This is a genomic window from Microcystis sp. M53598_WE2, assembly GCF_030067735.1.
Classification (GTDB): Bacteria; Cyanobacteriota; Cyanobacteriia; order Cyanobacteriales; family Microcystaceae; genus Microcystis; species Microcystis aeruginosa.
The window spans coordinates 1-5,074 of the sequence record NZ_JASJFE010000764.1 but is presented as its reverse complement, the minus strand read 5'-3'; the positions used below and the strand labels follow the sequence as shown (position 1 = coordinate 5,074).

Annotated in this window: 5 protein-coding genes; 3 read left to right on the top strand and 2 right to left on the bottom strand. The window is 41.4% G+C overall.

Annotated features, from left to right (window positions below):
• Nucleotides 1-215: 215 nt before the first annotated feature.
• Nucleotides 216-815, bottom strand: a complete 600-nt coding sequence (locus tag PX636_RS15625; protein ID WP_061433132.1) for a hypothetical protein — start codon at nt 813-815, stop codon at nt 216-218.
• A 232-nt stretch (nt 816-1,047) separates the two neighbouring features.
• A complete protein-coding gene (gene psb32 / locus PX636_RS15620) occupies nt 1,048-1,731 on the bottom strand; it encodes a photosystem II repair protein Psb32 (RefSeq protein WP_288117756.1) in 684 nt (227 codons plus the stop codon).
• A 197-nt stretch (nt 1,732-1,928) separates the two neighbouring features.
• Between psb32 and PX636_RS15615 the strand changes: the two genes are divergently transcribed.
• From PX636_RS15615 to PX636_RS15605, 3 genes are all read left to right on the top strand, one after another.
• Nucleotides 1,929-3,938, top strand: a complete 2,010-nt coding sequence (locus PX636_RS15615; protein ID WP_288117755.1) for an ATP-binding protein — start codon at nt 1,929-1,931, stop codon at nt 3,936-3,938.
• Nucleotides 3,939-4,012: 74 nt separating this feature from the next.
• Nucleotides 4,013-4,465 (top strand): hypothetical protein, encoded by a 453-nt coding sequence (locus tag PX636_RS15610; protein WP_288117754.1) that lies wholly within the window; start codon nt 4,013-4,015, stop codon nt 4,463-4,465.
• A gap of 5 nt (nt 4,466-4,470) precedes the next feature.
• Nucleotides 4,471-5,074, top strand: a 604-nt coding sequence (locus PX636_RS15605; protein WP_288117757.1) for an LppP/LprE family lipoprotein, incomplete at its 3' end; no start/stop codon positions are given.

Below are 5,074 nucleotides of genomic sequence, written 5' to 3'. Positions count from 1 at the left end.
CCAATGGTAGGCACTTTTTCAGGGAAAAAAAGTCTAAAAGCCTTATCCAACAAGGTTTTTATATTTATTCAGCAAACCCTACTTAGTTAAAAGTTTGAGAATAAAGTAATAGCCAAGCTGAAACCCGATAAGCTTTGTACAGAGTTAATTTTATTGTAAACTGCTTCAAATAAAAGCTTTGTAACTTTGAAGACAAGCCATCGGGAGGATTAGCTCTATCGAAAAGAGTCTGGGGTGGATGGTTCCTCTAATAGACGGATTTCAATGGGGATGTAGGCTAGTTTAGCAAAAATCTTTTGTTGATAACTGACAGGCCACCATTCGTAAAGAAAAATTTCTAAAGGTCGCCAGAGGGCCACCCAACCACTAATTAATAATCCTTCTTCTAAGAAGTGAATAAATGTATCGGTGCCAAAACGACTAATTAATTCGCTGAGACTCAAACAAACAAAAAGAAAGGAGAGACCAATTAGCAAAGATATGCGCCCCTGTCGCCAAATTGTGCGTAATTTTCTTTGCTCTCCCTGTTGGCGATAGTCAAAATAATTATGTAAAGCTGAGGGTAACAGATGTCGGGCGGTATTCTGTTCGTTACTGGGAAGATAAAAGACTAATTTAAGGGGGGTATTGAGGGGAAATTCATCCACAGAGTTAATAATATAATTTTCGGCGTTATCGTCTAAATCTCTATCTAAAAATGGCGAAGGATCGAGAGAATTAAATACCTGCTGTAACTGATTAAGTTTAATTTCAATTAAGTAAGTTCCTTCCTCCTCTCGATAATAGGATTGTAATTTATTTACCAGTCTAGACATTAGTTATTAAGGTTAAGCAAATGGGGTGAACTGACACAACTAAAATCTACTAAGTAGGTAGGCACAATTATTTGTAGGGCGTTGGGTTTCATGCTTCAACCCAACCTACGTTCATCTTATATTTAATTCCACCCACCCACTTAGAAGTTACTTCATCTTGCTCATACAGGCTGAGAATTGAGCTATCTGTGGGAATATTTTAGCTGTATCAGTCCCAGATCATTAATTTAATTTAGCGACCAAAACCAGCGTACCAAAAATAGGTAACCATGGGGATTACTGTGGCTAAAACCAGTAAAACTATCACCCAAATCGTGGCGCTTTTATCGTCAGTTTCTTCTGCGGTAGTAAAGGTACTTTCGATATTAATTGTCGCTACTTCCGGCGGTCCGGGATCCGCTTCTCCAGAAAGTACCGCCGTTAGACGACGACTAGCATCGAGTAAAGCTTGATTATATTTTCCCCCATCTTTGAGGGGAACTGCCATAGTTTCCGAGAGGATACTATCAGCAATAGCATCGGTTAATAGGGGTTTTGCTTCCTCCCCAACCCGAATAGCAGTTTTATTGGTTAAAGTATCAAGGACGATGATAGTTTGATTGGCACGATCTTCGGAGTTAGGATACCATTCTCTCAGGATATCATCGGCTAAATTGTCAATTTTTTGACCGTAATCCAAGCGCCGGACCACTACCATTCTCACTTCTTGGCCGGTTTTTTCGGCGAGATTTTTCAGGTCTTTATTTAATTTTCCCTCGTTAGCGGCACTAATGGCCGCAACGGGATCGACTACATAAGTGGGCGCTCCGGGGCTTAAAATAGGGAGGTCATAGACTCCCATGGCAGCAGCCGGTGACAGGGAAACACCCAAGGCTATACAGCAGGAGAGAAGGAGAGAAGCTAATAATTTGAGCATATTGATTCGGTAAAATTCCTATAGAACATAATAGGGGAAAAGTTTACTGTTTTTTGAGTCGGGAGACGGGAGACGGGAGACGGGGTGATGGGGAAGTGGGGAAGTGGGGTGATGGGGAAATTCAACTAATACCCTAAAACCCTACAACCCCAACACCCAAACCCTTTTAACTGATAACTGATAACTGATAACTGATTATGAGTGATTTTGAGGAACTAGAGTCTAAAAAACGGGAAAAAGCCCTAGAAATGCAGGCCTATCGCGATAATTTGCTCTCACGGGTGACAAGATTACTAATTTCTCAAGATATCCACTTGGCGATCGATCATACCCTAGAACTGCTCTGTCAATTTACCCAGAGTGCGCGCTGTTACATTATTCAATATTCCACCTGTCGTCAGCAGTGGAGTATGGTTTATGAATACTGTCACCCCGACTATCCGCAAGTTATCCCGATTCGGGAAGAATCACAAAATCTCTCGACGGAAACCTTTCCCTGGTTTTCTGAACAATTATTAAACGGTATTCCAGTTAAACTGAACTCTTTAGACGATTTACCCGCTACTGCTATCCCTGAAAGAGCTATTCTCGCTAATAGTTCTACTCCCTGTCTCTTAATCGTTCCCATGTGGGATAGTTGTGGGGTAACGGTGGGTTATCTGGGATTGGATGCAAGTGCAGAAAAGCAATGGACAAGGGAAGATGTCACCTTTGTGCGGTTGGTGGGAGAATTAATTGCGATCGCAGAAAGTAGATATGAAGCGGAAAAAGAATTAAAAGAGGCTAAAGAAGCGGCAGTTAAAGCAAATAAAGCTAAAAGTGAGTTTCTAGCTAACATGAGCCACGAATTACGCACTCCTCTTAATGCTATCTTGGGTTTTACTCGCTTAATATCCCGGGATAGCAGCATCAGCAGTGAATATCGGCAATATTTGGAAATTGTCAATCGTAGCGGGGAACATTTATTAGAGTTAATCAACGATATTCTAGAAATGTCGAAGATAGAAGCGGGAAGAACGGTTTTTAATCCTAGTAATTTCGATTTATACGCTCTTTTAGATAATATTGCCGAAATGCTACGCTCACAAGCGCAGGCAAAAGCTTTAAGCTTAATTTTTGATCGCAGCTCCGATCTGCCTCAATATATATGTACTGATGAAAGTAAATTGCGACAGGTGTTAATCAATCTCTTGGGTAACGGATTGAAGTTTACCGAGTCGGGAGGGGTGACTCTCCGGGGAAAAGTAGGAGAGAAAAGAGGAGATTATCAGCGATTGCTCTGGGAAATTGAAGACACAGGCGCAGGAATCGCCCCAGAGGAGATTTATAAGCTATTTCAACCCTTTAACCAAACGGAAACGGGACGAAAATCCCAACAGGGGACGGGATTGGGTTTACCTATCAGTAAAAAATTTGTTGAGTTGATGGGGGGTGCGATCGGAGTTAGTAGTATTCTGGGTCAAGGAAGTATTTTTAGTTTTGATATTCAGGTGGGTTTGGTGGGGGAAAATGAGATTAAAACCGAAACCAATAGGGCAAAAGTTATCGCTTTAGCCGAAAATCAGCCTAAATATCGCATATTAGTCGTCGATGATCGACCGGAAAGCCGTTTACTGTTACTGAAACTCCTGACTACCCTAGGATTGTCCGTGCAAGAGGCTGCTAATGGTCAAGAAGCGATCGCAATTTGGCAAGCATGGCAACCTCATCTTATCTGGATGGATATGAGAATGCCAGTTAAAGACGGTTACGAAGCAACTAGGGAAATTAGGAGGTTAGAGGCTGATAATCGCGGAAAAACGGTGATAATTGCCCTAACTGCCAGTGCTTTTGAAGAAGATCGCGCCTTGGTTATTGCCGCCGGTTGTGATGATTTCGTGCGTAAACCTTTCCGAGAGGAAGTTATTTGGCAAAAAATGGGCGAATATCTAGGATTAAAATATATTTATGCCGATAGTGAGCCAAATCAGCCCAATTATTCGCCAGTTTTCCTCGATTCCCTGCAATCCCTATTAAAATTAATTAGTCCCGCTTGGATTGGACAATTGCAACAAGCGGCGCGAGAATGTGATGATGAAAAAATTATCGCCCTAACCGCAGAAATTCCCCCCGATTATGCTACCCTTGCCCAAGGTTTACAACAGTTAGCCAGAGAATTTTCCTTTGATGCGATCGAAACCATCATTAGAGATTTAAACATATCTTAAGAGAGTATTTTATCCATACCTCAAAAACGTGATATTCTAAAGGCATAAATCCCTAAATATGGCAATTTTAAAGGATGAAACTGTTAAAAATGCTCATCGGTACTTGGTTAATACTACCGATTTTTTCTGTTCAAGCTCAAGTCCCCTCGCTGCCCCCAATTAAGCAAAATTCCCCCAATCTTGGTGATCTACCGAATGATCCCACCCAGCAGAAAAATTGGGTTTGTAACCAAGAAGATCAACGCATTGCCGTGGCTGCTAAAGAAGAGAAAGGTTGGAAAGAATTAATTGAAAAACAAGGTTGGCAATGTCGTGAAGGAAATACCGATATACCCGATCAAACTCTCAGCTTTTCCTGTGAACCAGAACAAGCGATTGGCATCTTGACAGTTTACTGGTTAAATGGTAGTAATGGTCAACAACAATTAAGTCAATGGCGAGATAAATTAGCGGCACAACAGGGGATGGTTTGTACCATTAATAACGTGCAGTTATTCGATACTCAAGAAAATATACCCAATCCATGACAACCATGATTAAATTAGCAGTTTTGCCTCAATCTATCCTCCTGGGTATCAGTTTATTATTAAACAATTCTCTGCCCTTACTTGCCCAATCTACACCCCTGAGCGTGGATAATTTAAGGAATACCGTCTATAACATTCCCAATCGGGGTTCCGTAATTGTCAGCGATGGTATTTTTCAATCCAATGAGGGACAGATTTTAGGAGTGCAAGTCAGTCGAGAAGCTTTGATGGGGGACTATAATAACGATCAAAGGACTGATGGTATTGTCGTATTAAGAGTGATTACCAGAGATCAACAGCAATTACATTATTTAGCCCTAGTCATCGATAATAATGGTACTGCCACTAACACCGATACTGTCCTGTTAGCCGATCGAGTAATTGTCGATAATCTGAGTGCCAAAGATGGTATGATCACCGTCAATATGAGAAGATTTCTCCCCCGGGATCCTTCCTGTTGTCCGTCGGGAGTTATCACCCAACAATTTGCGATTAATCCTAGTATTAATCAATTGACTTTACTGAGTACCAACGAAAGTCAACCCACCACACCAAATGTGCAGGTAGTACCCGCTTCTCCCCTGAGAATTAATAATAATAATCTCCCCT

What these genes read in the sequence shown, in the direction of transcription:
- PX636_RS15625 (WP_061433132.1), bottom strand. Translation starts at nt 815, where the DNA reads ATGTCTAGACTGGTAAATAAATTACAATCCTATTATCGAGAGGAGGAA.
- psb32 (WP_288117756.1), bottom strand. Translation starts at nt 1,731, where the DNA reads ATGCTCAAATTATTAGCTTCTCTCCTTCTCTCCTGCTGTATAGCCTTG.
- PX636_RS15610 (WP_288117754.1), top strand. Translation starts at nt 4,013, where the DNA reads ATGAAACTGTTAAAAATGCTCATCGGTACTTGGTTAATACTACCGATT.
- PX636_RS15615 (WP_288117755.1), top strand. Translation starts at nt 1,929, where the DNA reads ATGAGTGATTTTGAGGAACTAGAGTCTAAAAAACGGGAAAAAGCCCTA.